This is a genomic window from Pseudomonas sp. AMR01, from assembly GCF_041946035.1.
GTDB lineage: Bacteria > Pseudomonadota > Gammaproteobacteria > Pseudomonadales > Pseudomonadaceae > Aquipseudomonas > Aquipseudomonas antarctica_B.
Genome location: NZ_JAUTYR010000021.1, coordinates 51,061 through 64,410, shown reverse-complemented (window position 1 = coordinate 64,410; position 13,350 = coordinate 51,061). Strand labels below are relative to the sequence as shown.

Below are 13,350 nucleotides of genomic sequence, written 5' to 3'. Positions count from 1 at the left end.
GTGGGCAATGCCCGCCCAGTTGCCTGATCCGCAGCGTCCGAAAAACGCCTCGAAGCGTTTTCGCCAAGAATAAGAACAATAACGGAGTACATAACGATGCTGTCGACTCAGCGCCAGGCCGCCTCGCCTGTTCGTTTCTCTCGTCTTGCCAAGACCACCTTTGCAAGTGCTACCGCCCTCTCCGGCTTTTCGCCAATGAGTCAGGCTGCCTTTTTCGAAGACATCACCCTTAACAACCGAAACAGCCGCTTCCTCAGTGGCGCCACCGGCAAGCATTTCAACTTCGGTGGCGCGGACTATAAGTTTGCCGACAAGATCACCGCCAGCTACCACTTCGCCCAACTCGATGACGTGTACCGCCAGTTCAGCCATGGCCTCAATGGCCATAAGCTCAGCGCCGGCTACCAGCGCATGTTCGGTGACAGCGCGTTCCCGTATGTGGATGGCAGCGACCCGTGCCTGGTCAACTTTGTGCAGATCAACGACTTTGCCGGCGCAACGCCACGTACCGCACCAACTATTCAGCGCGTGATGCAGATGAGGTACGCGTACTCGTCAGCTACAGCGTCGCACTGTGGTAAGTGCACTCAGGCAAGCAGCAACTCATAACAACAAAGACGGAGATAACCATGACCTTTTCACTGCGTAAACTGGCCCTCACTGCCGGCTGCATGATGTTCGCCGGCCAACTGCTGGCCGCCGACGAACCCAAGCGCCCGGAGTGCATTGCCCCCGCCTCTCCCGGCGGCGGTTTTGACCTGACCTGCAAACTGGCGCAAAGCGCGCTGGTCAACGAAAAGTTGCTGAGCAAGCCCATGCGCGTAACCTACATGCCCGGCGGCGTCGGCGCGGTGGCCTACAACGCAGTGGTCGCCCAGCGCCCGGCAGACGGCGGCACGCTGGTGGCCTGGTCCAGCGGTTCGCTGTTGAACCTGGCCCAGGGCAAGTTCGGTCGTTTCGATGAAAGCGCCGTGCGCTGGCTGGCGGCGGTCGGCACCAGCTACGGTGCTATCGCGGTGAAAAGCGATTCGCCCTACAAGAACCTCGACGATCTCGTCAAAGCCTTGAAGAAAGATCCAGGCAGCGTGGTGATTGGTTCCGGCGGCACCGTCGGCAGCCAGGACTGGATGCAAACCGCCCTGATTGCCAAGGCCGCCGGGATCAACCCGCGCGAACTGCGCTACGTGGCCCTCGAAGGCGGCGGCGAAATCGCCACTGCCTTGCTCGGTGGTCATATCCAGGTCGGCAGCACCGACATCTCCGACTCCATGCCGCACATCCTCAGCGGCGACATGCGCCTGCTGGCGGTGTTCGCCGAAGAGCGCCTGAACGAGCCGGAAATGAAGAACATTCCGACCGCCAAAGAGCAAGGCTACGACATCGTCTGGCCGGTGGTGCGCGGTTTCTACCTCGGGCCAAAAGTCAGCGATGCCGACTACGCCTGGTGGAAAGAGGCGTTCGACAAACTGCTGGCCTCCGAAGAGTTCGCCAAGCTGCGCGACCAACGCGAGCTGTTCCCGTTCGCCATGACCGGCCCGGAACTGGACACCTACGTGAAGAAACAGGTGGCTGACTACAAAGTGCTGGCCAAAGAGTTTGGCCTGATCCAGTAACTGCCCCTCTGTGGGAACGGGCTTGCCCGCGAAAAACCTCAACGATGACGCGTGCTGCCTGGATACACGCGCCGTCCTTGCGTTCTTCGTGAGCAAGCTCGCGCCTACAAGACTCCAAGGAGTTTCCTATGCTCTTACAACGCATTTTCGCCAGCGTGATGCTACTGGTCTGTGCCGGTCTCGCGCTGATGGCGTGGCCGTATCAGGCGGCGTTTTCCTACGAGCCAGTAGGACCTCGCGCCTACCCGCTGCTGATGCTCGGGCTAATGAGCCTGGGTTTGATCTACATGATCTTTCGCCCGCAACCGACCAAACACACCGAAGAAGAACCGGCGCTTGACCGCGAAACCCTGGTCAAAATCGGCATCTGCGTCGCGCTGTTGCTCGTATTCGCCGGTACTTTCGAACCTCTGGGTTTCATCCTCAGCAGCATGCTGATCGGCATTCCCATGGCGCGCCTGTATGGCGGCCGCTGGGTGCCGAGCGTGGTGATCGTCAGCCTGATGGCCATTGGTCTTTATCTGCTATTCGATAAAGCCATGGATGTACCGCTGCCCCTCGGCCTGCTCGACGTTCTGGAGAACTGACATGGATACTTTCGGCTATTTGGGCCAGGGCTTCGGCGTTGCACTGTCCCCTTACAACCTGGTGACCGCGCTGTGCGGCACCTTGATCGGCACCGTGGTCGGCCTGCTGCCGGGTCTCGGCCCGATCAACGGCGTCGCCTTGTTGATTCCCATCGCATTCGCCCTCGGCCTGCCGCCGGAGTCGGCATTGATCCTGCTGGCAGCGGTATACCTGGGCTGCGAATACGGCGGCCGTATCAGCTCGATCCTGCTGAACATTCCGGGCGAAGCCTCCACCGTAATGACCACCCTGGACGGTTACCCGATGGCCCGCAAAGGCCTGGCCGGTGTAGCCCTGTCGTTGTCGGCGTGGAGTTCGTTCATCGGCGCGTTTATCGCCACCTGCGGCATGGTGCTGTTTGCGCCGCTGCTGGCTAAATGGGCGATTGCCTTCGGCCCGGCGGAATATTTCGTACTGATGGTGTTCGCGATTGTTTGCCTTGGCGGCATGGCGGGCGATAAACCGTTGAAGACGTTTGTGGCGGCGCTGATCGGCCTGTTCCTCTCGGCGGTGGGCATCGACGCCAACAGCGGCGTTTACCGCTTTACCGGCGATAACATCCACCTCACCGACGGCATCCAGTTTGTGGTGTTGGTGCTGGGCTTGTTCTCCATCAGTGAAATCCTGTTGCTGCTGGAAAAAACCCACCGTGGCCAGGAAGCGGTAAAAGCCACCGGGCGGATGATGTTCAACTTCAAGGAAGCGTCGTCGGTGTTTGTGGTGAACATCCGCTGCGGCCTGCTCGGCTTCATCATGGGCGTGTTGCCGGGTGCCGGTGCAACCCTGGCGTCGGCCGTTGCCTACATGACCGAGAAACGCCTGGCCGGCGCCAGCGGTAAATTCGGCCAGGGCGACATGCGCGGCCTCGCCGCTCCAGAAACCGCCATTGGCGCATCCGCCTGCGGCGCCCTGGTGCCGATGCTGACCCTCGGCGTACCGGGTTCGGGCACCACGGCGGTGATGATCGGCGCGCTGTCGCTGTACAACATCACGCCTGGCCCATTGTTGTTCCAACAGCAACCGGACATTGTCTGGGGCCTGATCGCTTCGTTGTTTATCGCCAACATCATGCTGGTGATCCTCAACATCCCGATGATCCGCATCTTCACGCGCATCCTTGCCGTGCCGAACTGGGCGCTGGTGCCGGTGATCGCCATCATTACTGCGATTGGTGTGTACGCCGTTCACGCCACCACTTTCGACCTGTTCCTGATGGTCGGCATTGGCATCTTCGGTTACATCCTGCGCAAGCTGGACTTCCCGCTGTCGCCGGTGCTGCTGGGCTTTATCCTCGGCGGCTTGATGGAGCAAAACCTGCGCCGCGCGCTGTCGATCTCCAACGGTGCGCTGGAGATTCTCTGGTCGAGCCCGATCACCTTTGGTGTGTGGGTCCTGACCGCTTTGATGCTGTTGTTCCCGCTGGTACGCATCTACCGCAAACGTGCCCTGCAGCGTCGCGCCGTGGCCGATGTCTGAGGTCACCTTTAACAAGTGGTGGGGAACACCGCTGGTCGGCCTGGCCGGCGGTTACCTGGCCAGCCTTGTCGGCTGGCCTTTGCCGTATATGGTCGGCTCGTTGCTGGCGATTATCCTGGTGCGCTGCCTGACGCCGTGGCAGTTGGCCGAAATACCCGGCGGGCGCAAATGCGGCCAATGGGTGGTGGGCATCGGCATCGGCCTGCACTTCACGCCGGTGGTGATCGAGCAGGTGATGAGCCACTTCGGGTTGATCTTCTTCGGCGCGCTGGTCACCAGCCTGTCGAGCATTGTCGGCGTGTGGTTGATGCGCCGCAGCGGTGAAGACCGCGCCACCGCGTTTTTCTCCAGCATGCCGGGCGGTTCCGGCGAGATGGTCAACCTCGGCGCACGCAATGGCGCGGTGCTTAGCCGTGTCGCCGCGGGGCAGAGTTTGCGGGTGCTGGTGGTAGTGCTGTGTGTGCCGGCGATCTTCAAGTATTTGCTGGAGGGCGGCGCACCGCAGTTCCACCCCGCGCCGGTGAGCTGGATGTGGCTGGCGGTGCTGTTCCCGATGGGCGCGCTGGTCGCCTGGGGCTGGCAGCGTTTGCGTCAGCCAAACCCGTGGCTGTTCGGGCCGCTGCTGGTGAGTGCGACGGCGAGTGTTTTATGGGATTTGCACATCGGCCTGCCGGACGGCGGCAGCCAGATTGGCCAATGGTTGATCGGCAGTGGTTTGGGCTGCCACTTCAACCGTCAGTTCTTTCGTCGGGCGCCGGCGTTCATGGGCCGCACATTGGTCGGGACGGCCCTGACCATGGCGCTGGCGACATTGGCGGCGGTGGGCTTGAGTGCGCTGACGCACTTGGACTTGCGCTCATTGACCTTGGGCATGATGCCGGGCGGCATCGCTGAGATGAGCCTCACGGCAGAAACCCTGCAACTGTCGGTGCCACTGGTCACGGCAATGCAGGTGATGCGTTTGTTGTTTGTGCTGTTTCTGGCGGAGCCGTTGTTCAGGCACTGGAATCGCCAGCCCGAAAAAATTTAACGCACCGACACCGTTCAAAATGTGGGAGCAAGCCCGCTCCCACATTGCTTGTGGTGAAGCTTATAGCGGCGGCAACCGCCACTCGATCGGCGTCTCGCCATTCTGCTCAAGAAACTTGTTGGTCCGGCTGAAATGCCCACACCCCAAAAACCCGCGATATGCCGACAGCGGCGACGGGTGCACCGACGTCAGCACCAGGTGCTTGGTGGCATCCACCAGCTTCTGCTTGCCCTGGGCATGCGCGCCCCACAGCAAAAACACCAGGTGCGGCTGATGCTCGCTGACCACTTCGATCACCCGATCGGTAAAGTGCTGCCAGCCTTTGCCCGCATGGGCGTTGGCATTGGCGCGCTCGACGGTCATGGTGGTGTTAAGCATCAACACACCCTGATCGGCCCAGCTCTGCAGGCAGCCGTGGTTGGGGATGTCGATATTCAGGTCGCGCTTGAGTTCTTTGTAGATGTTCACCAACGAGGGCGGCGTCGGCACACCCGGCTGCACTGAAAAGCACAAACCGTGGGCCTGACCGGGGCCGTGATACGGGTCCTGGCCGAGAATCACCACCTTGACCTTGTCCAGCGGCGTGGAATTAAGCGCATTGAAAATCAGCGGGCCAGGCGGGTAGATCTCTTTACCGGCAGCATGTTCCTGGCGCAGAAACTCGCGCAATGCAGCCATGTAGGGCTTATCGAACTCCTCGCGCAGGGCGAGTTTCCAGCTGGGTTCGAGTTTGATACGGTCGCCTTCGGTCATGGTGGGGTCATCGCGTAAAAAAGAATGGGCGAACCCTAGGAAAGCCGACCCCGCTTGTCAATTGATCTGACACACAACCGGCACTTTCCCGCGAAGGGATCATACTGAGCCTTCACTGTCTCGATTGAGGTCACAATGAACCTGCACTTCGAAGAGCTGACCGGCAACAACGGTGCCCGCCTCGGCATCGCCAGCCTGGACGCTGAAAAGTCCCTCAACGCACTGACTCTGCCGATGATCCTGGCGCTGAGCGAACGCCTGGATGCGTGGGCCAAAGACCCGAACATCACCTGCGTGCTGCTGCGCGGCAACGGCCCCAAGGCTTTCTGCGTCGGTGGCGAAGTGCGCAGCCTGGCCAAGGCCTGCCGTGAACAGCCAGGCGTTGTGCCGCCACTGGCCGCAGAGTTTTTTGCGGCGGAATATCGCCTCGACTATCGCCTGCATACCTACCCCAAACCGCTTATCTGCTGGGGCCACGGTTATGTGCTGGGCGGCGGCATGGGCCTGCTGCAGAGCGCCGCCGTGCGCATCGTTACGCCGAGCAGCCGCCTGGCCATGCCCGAAATCAGCATCGGCCTGTACCCGGACGTGGGTGCCAGCTGGTTTCTGTCCCGCTTGCCCGGCAAGCTTGGCTTGTTCCTGGGCCTTACCGGCGCGTACATCAACGGTCGTGACGCTCTGGATTTGGGCCTGGCCGACCGCTTTCTGCGCGACGACCAGCAAGATGAGTTGATCGAAGGCCTGCTGCAGCTGAACTGGCAGGAACAAACCGCCATTCAACTCAACAGCCTGCTCAGGGCGCTGGCACAGGAAGCGGTCGACCGGCAACCCGAGGCGCAATGGCTGCCGCGCCGGGCTCGGATCGACGAATGGCTGGATGTAGGCGATGTGCGTTGTGCCTGGCGCGCCTTGAGCCTGTTACGCGACCACACCGACCCGTTATTCAGACGCGCCGGCAAGACCCTCAGCGAAGGGTGCCCGCTGACCGCGCATCTTGTGTGGGAACAGATTCACCGGGCGCGGCATTTGTCGTTGGCCGAAGTGTTCCAGATGGAATACACGTTAAGCCTCAATTGCTGCCGTCATCCGGAATTCAGCGAAGGGGTGCGTGCGCGGCTAATCGACAAAGACCAGGCACCTTATTGGCACTGGCCCGACATCAACACCGTGCCCGATAAGGTGGTGCAAGCGCACTTCAGCAAAGCGTGGGAAGGCAGGCACCCTCTGGCAGACTTGTCCGACTATTAACGGGCAAGCCCTTCAGATTTCAACGGTAAATGCACAATTATCCGGTTGGCTGTCCAGACAAACGTAAACATCCAGTTTCAATGGATCGACGGCGAGCTCCCAATGCAGGGAGCTCGTCAGCGACATGGTAGTGGGCTGACCCGGCCGGTCATATTGCAAAGCCACAATCTTGCCATTGCCCATCCGATAAACGCACCGGTCCAGAAGGCCATTTTCCCGCTCCTTGCCGTTGCTCGGTGTGAAGAGTGCGCCAATAAAACTGTTGGCGAAGTCGGGTAGATCAAACTCGCGGCTTTTCCACTGAGTTCGCCCGTTAGTGGCCTGGAAATAGCCATTTACAAATTTGATCGACGACGGATAGGGGCAACTCTCCTCTGCGTAGACTTGCGAGATACCTGCCCCCGCCAGAAAACACAGGCACGTCAGTTGACTGATCATAAAGCGCTGGTTCCATTACCTGCTGGTTCACCGGATACGCACGACGGCGCTACCGCATTGAATCCCGGCTGAAACCCTCTTGATAGCTGTCAGATCTGACAGTCCCGACGAATGGCAGGCAAAAAAAAGCGGCGCTCGAGGCGCCGCTTCACATCAAAAGCCTTCAACGATGGCCGCCGCCGCGCCCCCCGCCATGATCGCCGCCGCGACCGTGCCCCCCATTACCCCAATGTCCGCCTCCCCAGCCCTGGTTCGGATACGGCCGGTAACCGGGTCTGGGGTAGTAACGCGGCGCCTGCTGGTAATAACGCGGCGCCGAGTAGTAGCGTGGTTGCGGAGCGTAGTAGCGCGGCGGGGCGTAATAGCTGCGTCCGGACTGATAATACGTCGGGCCGCCGTAGTAGTACGCCGGTGCCGGGGCGGTATAAACCTCGGAGCGATAGTAGGTAACGCCTCCATCGTAGGGCACGCAAGCTGAAAGGGTCAGGCCAAGCAAAGCGGTGAGTAGCAGTCGTCGATACATGGCGGCCTCCTGGACCGCGGAAGAGCACCTCCAGCGACGCTGGGGAGCGGCATTCAGCTTTCACTGAATGACGAAATATCTGACATCAAAAATCGAATCTGGTGCGTTTTAGTAACAGTTCGACACATCTATCCCGAATGCAACCTTCCATTCCCAAGCAGCTGACCTGAACTGTAGAGCTATATCGTTTCAGTGCGCTGTATTGCCTGAAACTTCTTCGATCAAGATGATGTCACTATGACATCGCAACTTGAGCACGGAGGCTCGTGCGCAAGCCCCCTCATTACTTTCGCCGGATCCGTGACATGAAAATCTCTACAAAGCTGCTGCTTTCGTTTGTGCTGTGCGCGCTCGTCACCCTCGGCGTGGGGTTATTGGGTATCAAAGGGGTGGTTCGCCTCGCCACTGCACTGGATTCAACGTTTTCGAATAACCTGGTTTCAGTCAGCAACACGGCGGCCACGCTCAATGGTTTTGTTGCACACAACCGTGGCCTGTACCGGTTGCTCGACGCCAGCCATGGTGACGTGCCGCAACAAGACCGCGACCGTGTGCGCCAGGACATCGCCAACGAGCTGAAGCGCAGCCAGGCCGCCTATGCCACCTACCGCGCCACGCCCCTGGAAGATGACGAACGTGCCGCAGGCGACAAGCTTGATCAACTCTGGCCCAACTACATCAGCAGTTCCGAGCAAATTATCGGGCTGATGGACGCCGGCAAGGCTGATCAAGCCCGCGCACAGCTCAACACCAGCAACAACGAACTCTTCAGGCAGGCGCGTGAACTGATCCGAGTGATGGTTGACTCCAACAACCGTCAAATCAAAGAGGGCGCAGAATCTGCCGACGCGCTGCGCAGCAGTGCATTGACGTGGATGATCAGCGGTATTGTGCTGGCCTTCATCCTCGCCTTCACCATTGGTGTACTGATCACCCGCCTGATCACCCGCCCCATCGCGCAAGCAGTCGAAAGTGCCCAGCGCATTGCCAAGGGTGACCTCACTCAAGCCATCGTGACTGAACGCACCGACGAAGCCGGGCAACTGTTGCTGGCACTGGCCGATATGCAGGGAGGCTTGAAGAGCACCCTGGTGGAAATCGCCAATGCCTCCGATCAGCTCGCCTCGGCAGCCGAAGAGTTGAGCGCGGTCACCGATGAAAGCACCCGTGGCCTGACCCGTCAGAATGATGAGATTCAACAAGCCGCCACTGCCGTGAACCAAATGACGGCAGCGGTCGACGAAGTGGCAAGCAATGCCGTGTCGACGTCCCAGGCGTCGCTGCAGGCCACTACTGAAGCCGAAGACGGCCGCCAGCAGGTGGAGCAGGCAGTATCAGGCATGACTTCAATGGTGGTGGAGATCAACGATTCGACGCAATCGGTCGCGGACCTCGCCAATCAAGTGCGCGAAATCGGCAAGGTGATAGACGTAATCCGCGGCATTGCCGACCAGACCAACTTACTCGCCCTCAACGCGGCGATCGAAGCCGCCCGTGCCGGTGAGCAGGGTCGCGGTTTTGCTGTGGTCGCCGATGAAGTCCGGGCGTTGGCTCATCGCACACAGACCTCCACCGTCGACATTGAGAAAATGATCGGGGAAGTGCAAGTCGGCGCCGATGACGCGGTCGCCGCCATGAATAAAAGCCTGACCTGGGCCAACAACACCCAAACCCTGGCGCAAAACGCCGGGTCAGCGTTGCAGCGAATCACCGCCAGCGTGTCGATGATCAACGAGCGTAACCTGGTGATCGCCTCCGCTTCCGAAGAACAGGCTCAAGTGGCACGCGAAGTCGACCGCAACCTGCTCAACATTCAGGACCTGTCGACTCAGACGGCCGCCGGCGCCCACCAGACCAACGCCTCCAGCCAGGAACTGTCACGGTTGGCGACCTCGTTCAGCAAACTGGTCAGTAAATTTCAGCTGTAAGCGCCTCATTGCAGTGCGTCGGCGCACCCGCGTGACGCACATACACCTCACCCCTTCCCTCGCGGCACCTCTGCCCGGCTGACTGGCCGGGCATCTTCCTCAGTTGGCACGACTCTCGCTTTGCCTACCCCGTGCAGGATTCATCACAGGTTCGCGGCACCACAATTTGCAATGGCTGACTAGGGTTCCGGCTCGCTTGACGCGAGTGGCTGGTCCGAGAGTTGGCGACCTCCAGTTGAGGTTACACGGCGGGATAAAAGCCCGGGAGACAAGCCACCGTTTACGGTGCCGCGTTGCTCCTGCTCGCCCATGTTCAACTGGAGAAAACCCATGCCATCACCCCGTTTACCCGCCCTGCTCGCCGCCGCCTTCGCCGCCCTGCTGAGCTTCCAGACCCAGGCCGCCCCCAAAGATCACTTTAGCGTGTGCTGGACGATCTACGCCGGCTGGATGCCGTGGGAGTACGCCGGCAGTCAGGGCATCCTCGACAAGTGGGCCAAGAAGTACGGCATCACCATCGACATGGTCCAGCTCAACGACTACGTCGAATCCATCAACCAATACACCGCCGGCCAGTTTGACGGCTGCACCATGACCAATATGGACGCCCTGACCATCCCCGCCGCCGGTGGCGTGGACAGCACCGCGCTGGTGGTCAGCGACTTTTCCAACGGCAACGACGGCGTGGTCATTAAAGGCACCGGCAAAACCGTGGCCGACCTCAAAGGCATGAACGTCAACCTGGTGGAACTCTCCGTTTCCCACTACCTGCTGGCCCGCGCGCTGGAGTCCGCCGACCTCAGCGAAAAAGACCTGAAAGTGGTCAACACCTCCGACGCCGATATCGCCGCCGCTTTCAACACCGATCAGGTGCAAGCCGTCACCACCTGGAACCCGATGCTGTCCGAGATCAAGGCCAAACCGGGCGTCAGCGAAGTGTTTGACTCAAGCAAAGTGCCCGGCGAAATCATGGACATGATGGTGGTCAACACCCAGACCCTCAAAGACAACCCGAAGCTGGGCAAAGCGCTGACCGGCGCCTGGTTTGAAGTGGTCGCCTTGATGAATGCCAAGAACGCCGCCAGCACTGATGCGCTGGAACACATGGCAAAAGCCTCCGGCACCGACCTCAAGGGGTTTCAGTCGCAACTGGACACCACCAAGCTGTTCGCCACGCCGAAGGAAGCCCTGGCCTTCGCCACCAGCGCGCAGTTGCCGGCGACCATGCGCAAGGTCGCCGAGTTCTCGTTTGAACATGGCCTGCTTGGTGAAGGCGCCAAGGACACCAGCGCCGTGGGCATGAGCTTCGCCAATGGCGTAACCAGCGGCGACACGGCCAACCTCAAGCTGCATTTCGACCCCAGCTACGTACAGATGGCCGCCGACGGCACGCTGTAAGAGGACCCCGCCATGCGCCTGATCAACCGTCACCCGGAGCGCTCCAGCCGCCTGCTGTTGGTGTTGCTGCCGTTCGCGTTGCTGCTGTTCGCCTACTTCGTGGGCTCGGCCGAGCGCTTGGCGCAAAACCCCAACGACAAGCTGCTGCCAAGCGCCGTGCAAATGGGCGACGCGGTAAAACGCCTGGCGTTCAGCGCCGATGCACGTACCGGTGAATACGTGCTGTGGCAAGACAGCGCGTCGAGCCTGCGCCGCCTCGCAATCGGCTTAGGGATAAGCGCCCTCGCGGGTCTGTGCCTGGGTATCGCCGCCGGAACTTTGCCGCTGTTTGGCGCGCCGTTGTCGCCGTTGCTCACCGTGCTGTCGATGGTGCCGCCGCTGGCGATCCTGCCGATTCTGTTCATCGTGTTCGGGCTTGGGGAATTGTCCAAGGTGATGCTGATCGTCATCGGCATCACCCCGGCGCTGGCACGAGACCTGGAACAGCGCGCGCGGGAAATCCCCGTGGAGTTGCTGGTGAAAGCGCAGACCCTCGGCGCTTCCACCTGGACGCTGATGCTGCGCGTGGTACTCCCGCAATTGTTGCCGCGCCTGCTGATTTCGCTGCGGCTGATGCTCGGCTCGGCGTGGTTGTTTCTGATCGCCGCCGAAGCCATCGCCTCCACCGACGGGTTGGGCTACCGGATCTTCCTGGTGCGCCGCTACCTGGCAATGGATGTGATTTTGCCCTACGTGGTGTGGATCACCCTGCTCGCCTGGCTGATGGACTGGGGCCTCAAGGCCCTGACCCGGCGCGCGTTTCCCTGGTACGAAGGAGCGCGGGCATGAGCTTTATCAGCGTCAACAATGTGTGGCAGCGCTACGGCGACCAAGTGGTGCTGGAAGGCCTCAACCTGCAGGTTGCCGAGGGTGAGTTTTGCACCCTGGTCGGCACCTCGGGCTGCGGCAAGTCCACGTTTCTGCGCCTGCTGCTGGGCCAGGAAACCGCGAGCAAAGGCCAGATCCTGCTCGACGGCCAACCGCTGGCCGCCGAGCCGGATGCCAGCCGTGGTGTGGTGTTCCAGCGGTATTCGGTGTTCCCGCATTTGAGCGTGCTGGACAACGTCGCCCTGGGCATCGAACTGCCGCGCTCACGCCTGCTCGGGCGGCTGTTCGGCAAGGCGAAAAAAGACGCACGGGAACAGGCCGCCGCACTGCTGCAAAAAGTCGGCCTCGGCCATGCCCTGGACAAGTACCCGGCGCAGCTTTCGGGCGGCATGCAACAACGGCTGGCCATCGCCCAGGCACTGATCATGAAACCCCGCGTATTGCTGCTGGACGAACCCTTCGGCGCCCTCGACCCGGGCATTCGCAAAGACATGCACCAGTTGCTGCTGGAACTGTGGCGCGAAACCCGGCTGACCGTGTTCATGGTCACCCATGACCTCAGCGAAGGCTTCAGCCTCGGCACGCGCCTGCTGGTGTTCGACAAGGTCCGCGTCGACCCCCACGCGCCCGGCGCGTATGGCGCCCGCATCACCTACGACATCCCTTTGAACAGCGAGCGCCGCAAAGCGCTCGCCGCCGAACCTGGAGCGACTTCCACATGACCGATTCCACGCAACTGTTCCCACCGTTCGCCGAGGAAATGCTCCCCGGCGGCGGCCACCGTTCTTTCGTGCTCAAGCGCGGCCAATTGCTGCGCCTCACCGACCTGCGTGGCGGTGCCAATGTCAGCCTGACGTTGCTCAACGCCAACGAAAAAACCGAGCGCCTGAACCTACCCGACAGCCTCAAATGCCAACACACCGCCAAGCTCACCACGGGCCATTGCCTGTATTCGGACATGGGCCGCGTGCTCGCTGCGATCACGGCCGACACCTGCGGCTGGAGTGACAGCATCGGCGGCGTGTTATGTGCCACCGAAGTGGCCGAAAAATACGGCCAGGGGCGCTATCAAGAGCTGCGCAACGGTTTTTATCGCAACGGCACCGACAACCTGTTGGTGGAGTTGGGCAAGTGGGGGCTGGGGCTGTCCGACCTGCTGATGACCCTCAACCTGTTCAGCCGCGTCAGCGTCGACCAAGACGGCACCTTGCACTTTGTGCCGGGCAATTCCAAAGCCGGTGACTACATCGAACTGTATGCGCCGATGGACACGCTGGTGGTGCTCACCGCCCTGCAACACCCGATGGACCCCAACCCCGACTACGCACCACAACCGCTGAAACTCAGCCTGATGAACGCCGACAAAAGCGTCGCCGAACACTGCCGCACCTCGCGCCCGGAAAACGAGCGCGGCTTTATCAATACCGACCGTTTGTTCGCCTGAGGAGC

14 protein-coding genes and 1 riboswitch are annotated in these 13,350 nt (G+C 60.9%); of the genes, 11 read left to right on the top strand and 3 right to left on the bottom strand.

The window, feature by feature from the left end:
* Positions 1–96 precede the first annotated feature (96 nt).
* The 5 genes from Q7C20_RS18390 to Q7C20_RS18370 all read left to right on the top strand — a co-directional run bounded on the left by Q7C20_RS18390 (position 97) and on the right by Q7C20_RS18370 (position 4,746).
* Complete coding sequence (locus tag Q7C20_RS18390) at positions 97–609, top strand: OprD family outer membrane porin (RefSeq protein ID WP_375069269.1); 513 nt, start codon at positions 97–99, stop codon at positions 607–609.
* Positions 610–629: 20 nt separating this feature from the next.
* Positions 630–1,613: a Bug family tripartite tricarboxylate transporter substrate binding protein gene (locus Q7C20_RS18385; RefSeq protein ID WP_375069267.1), complete on the top strand. Its 984-nt coding sequence runs from the start codon at positions 630–632 to the stop codon at positions 1,611–1,613.
* A 128-nt stretch (positions 1,614–1,741) separates the two neighbouring features.
* Positions 1,742–2,200 (top strand): tripartite tricarboxylate transporter TctB family protein, encoded by a 459-nt coding sequence (locus Q7C20_RS18380; RefSeq protein ID WP_375069266.1) that lies wholly within the window; start codon positions 1,742–1,744, stop codon positions 2,198–2,200.
* A gap of 1 nt (position 2,201) precedes the next feature.
* Positions 2,202–3,716 carry a tripartite tricarboxylate transporter permease gene (locus tag Q7C20_RS18375; protein ID WP_078741269.1) on the top strand — a complete coding sequence of 505 codons (1,515 nt, stop codon included), beginning with the start codon at positions 2,202–2,204 and terminating at the stop codon, positions 3,714–3,716.
* Positions 3,709–4,746, top strand: a complete 1,038-nt coding sequence (locus Q7C20_RS18370) for an AbrB family transcriptional regulator (RefSeq protein ID WP_375069264.1) — start codon at positions 3,709–3,711, stop codon at positions 4,744–4,746. Before Q7C20_RS18375 ends, Q7C20_RS18370 begins: the two co-directional genes overlap by 8 nt.
* A 60-nt stretch (positions 4,747–4,806) precedes the next feature.
* Here the strand turns inward: Q7C20_RS18370 and ung are convergent, their stop codons facing one another.
* On the bottom strand, positions 4,807–5,499 hold the full coding sequence (gene ung / locus Q7C20_RS18365; RefSeq protein ID WP_348061412.1) for a uracil-DNA glycosylase: 693 nt from the start codon (positions 5,497–5,499) through the stop codon (positions 4,807–4,809).
* A 135-nt stretch (positions 5,500–5,634) separates the two neighbouring features.
* On the opposite strand from ung, the gene Q7C20_RS18360 reads away from it, so the two are divergent.
* Positions 5,635–6,747, top strand: coding sequence for an enoyl-CoA hydratase/isomerase family protein (locus Q7C20_RS18360; RefSeq protein WP_375069261.1), 1,113 nt, complete (start codon positions 5,635–5,637; stop codon positions 6,745–6,747).
* A gap of 12 nt (positions 6,748–6,759) precedes the next feature.
* Here the strand turns inward: Q7C20_RS18360 and Q7C20_RS18355 are convergent, their stop codons facing one another.
* Both Q7C20_RS18355 and Q7C20_RS18350 read right to left on the bottom strand, forming a co-directional pair.
* On the bottom strand, positions 6,760–7,185 hold the full coding sequence (locus tag Q7C20_RS18355; RefSeq protein ID WP_375069260.1) for a DUF3757 domain-containing protein: 426 nt from the start codon (positions 7,183–7,185) through the stop codon (positions 6,760–6,762).
* Between the two features lie 163 nt (positions 7,186–7,348).
* Entirely contained in the window at positions 7,349–7,708 is a 360-nt protein-coding gene (locus Q7C20_RS18350) for a hypothetical protein (RefSeq protein WP_348061406.1), read from the bottom strand.
* A gap of 305 nt (positions 7,709–8,013) precedes the next feature.
* Between Q7C20_RS18350 and Q7C20_RS18345 the strand changes: the two genes are divergently transcribed.
* The 5 genes from Q7C20_RS18345 (at position 8,014) to Q7C20_RS18325 (ending at position 13,345) form a co-directional block, all read left to right on the top strand.
* On the top strand, positions 8,014–9,636 hold the full coding sequence (locus tag Q7C20_RS18345; RefSeq protein WP_348061404.1) for a methyl-accepting chemotaxis protein: 1,623 nt from the start codon (positions 8,014–8,016) through the stop codon (positions 9,634–9,636).
* A 168-nt stretch (positions 9,637–9,804) separates the two neighbouring features.
* Positions 9,805–9,906, top strand: a riboswitch (guanidine-I (ykkC/yxkD leader).
* Between the two features lie 60 nt (positions 9,907–9,966).
* Complete coding sequence (locus Q7C20_RS18340) at positions 9,967–11,034, top strand: putative urea ABC transporter substrate-binding protein (RefSeq protein WP_375069259.1); 1,068 nt, start codon at positions 9,967–9,969, stop codon at positions 11,032–11,034.
* A 12-nt stretch (positions 11,035–11,046) separates the two neighbouring features.
* On the top strand, positions 11,047–11,862 hold the full coding sequence (locus Q7C20_RS18335; RefSeq protein WP_348061400.1) for an ABC transporter permease: 816 nt from the start codon (positions 11,047–11,049) through the stop codon (positions 11,860–11,862).
* Positions 11,859–12,623 carry an ABC transporter ATP-binding protein gene (locus Q7C20_RS18330; protein ID WP_375069257.1) on the top strand — a complete coding sequence of 255 codons (765 nt, stop codon included), beginning with the start codon at positions 11,859–11,861 and terminating at the stop codon, positions 12,621–12,623. The genes Q7C20_RS18335 and Q7C20_RS18330 overlap by 4 nt, the downstream gene beginning before the upstream one ends.
* Positions 12,620–13,345: an urea amidolyase associated protein UAAP1 gene (locus Q7C20_RS18325; RefSeq protein ID WP_375069256.1), complete on the top strand. Its 726-nt coding sequence runs from the start codon at positions 12,620–12,622 to the stop codon at positions 13,343–13,345. The genes Q7C20_RS18330 and Q7C20_RS18325 overlap by 4 nt, the downstream gene beginning before the upstream one ends.
* The last annotated feature ends 5 nt before the right edge of the window (positions 13,346–13,350 follow it).

Coding starts and splice junctions, on each gene's coding strand:
- Q7C20_RS18390 (WP_375069269.1), top strand. CDS start 97: ATGCTGTCGACTCAGCGCCAGGCCGCCTCGCCTGTTCGTTTCTCTCGT.
- Q7C20_RS18385 (WP_375069267.1), top strand. CDS start 630: ATGACCTTTTCACTGCGTAAACTGGCCCTCACTGCCGGCTGCATGATG.
- Q7C20_RS18380 (WP_375069266.1), top strand. CDS start 1,742: ATGCTCTTACAACGCATTTTCGCCAGCGTGATGCTACTGGTCTGTGCC.
- Q7C20_RS18375 (WP_078741269.1), top strand. CDS start 2,202: ATGGATACTTTCGGCTATTTGGGCCAGGGCTTCGGCGTTGCACTGTCC.
- Q7C20_RS18370 (WP_375069264.1), top strand. CDS start 3,709: ATGTCTGAGGTCACCTTTAACAAGTGGTGGGGAACACCGCTGGTCGGC.
- ung (WP_348061412.1), bottom strand. CDS start 5,499: ATGACCGAAGGCGACCGTATCAAACTCGAACCCAGCTGGAAACTCGCC.
- Q7C20_RS18360 (WP_375069261.1), top strand. CDS start 5,635: ATGAACCTGCACTTCGAAGAGCTGACCGGCAACAACGGTGCCCGCCTC.
- Q7C20_RS18355 (WP_375069260.1), bottom strand. CDS start 7,185: ATGATCAGTCAACTGACGTGCCTGTGTTTTCTGGCGGGGGCAGGTATC.
- Q7C20_RS18350 (WP_348061406.1), bottom strand. CDS start 7,708: ATGTATCGACGACTGCTACTCACCGCTTTGCTTGGCCTGACCCTTTCA.
- Q7C20_RS18345 (WP_348061404.1), top strand. CDS start 8,014: ATGAAAATCTCTACAAAGCTGCTGCTTTCGTTTGTGCTGTGCGCGCTC.
- Q7C20_RS18340 (WP_375069259.1), top strand. CDS start 9,967: ATGCCATCACCCCGTTTACCCGCCCTGCTCGCCGCCGCCTTCGCCGCC.
- Q7C20_RS18335 (WP_348061400.1), top strand. CDS start 11,047: ATGCGCCTGATCAACCGTCACCCGGAGCGCTCCAGCCGCCTGCTGTTG.
- Q7C20_RS18330 (WP_375069257.1), top strand. CDS start 11,859: ATGAGCTTTATCAGCGTCAACAATGTGTGGCAGCGCTACGGCGACCAA.
- Q7C20_RS18325 (WP_375069256.1), top strand. CDS start 12,620: ATGACCGATTCCACGCAACTGTTCCCACCGTTCGCCGAGGAAATGCTC.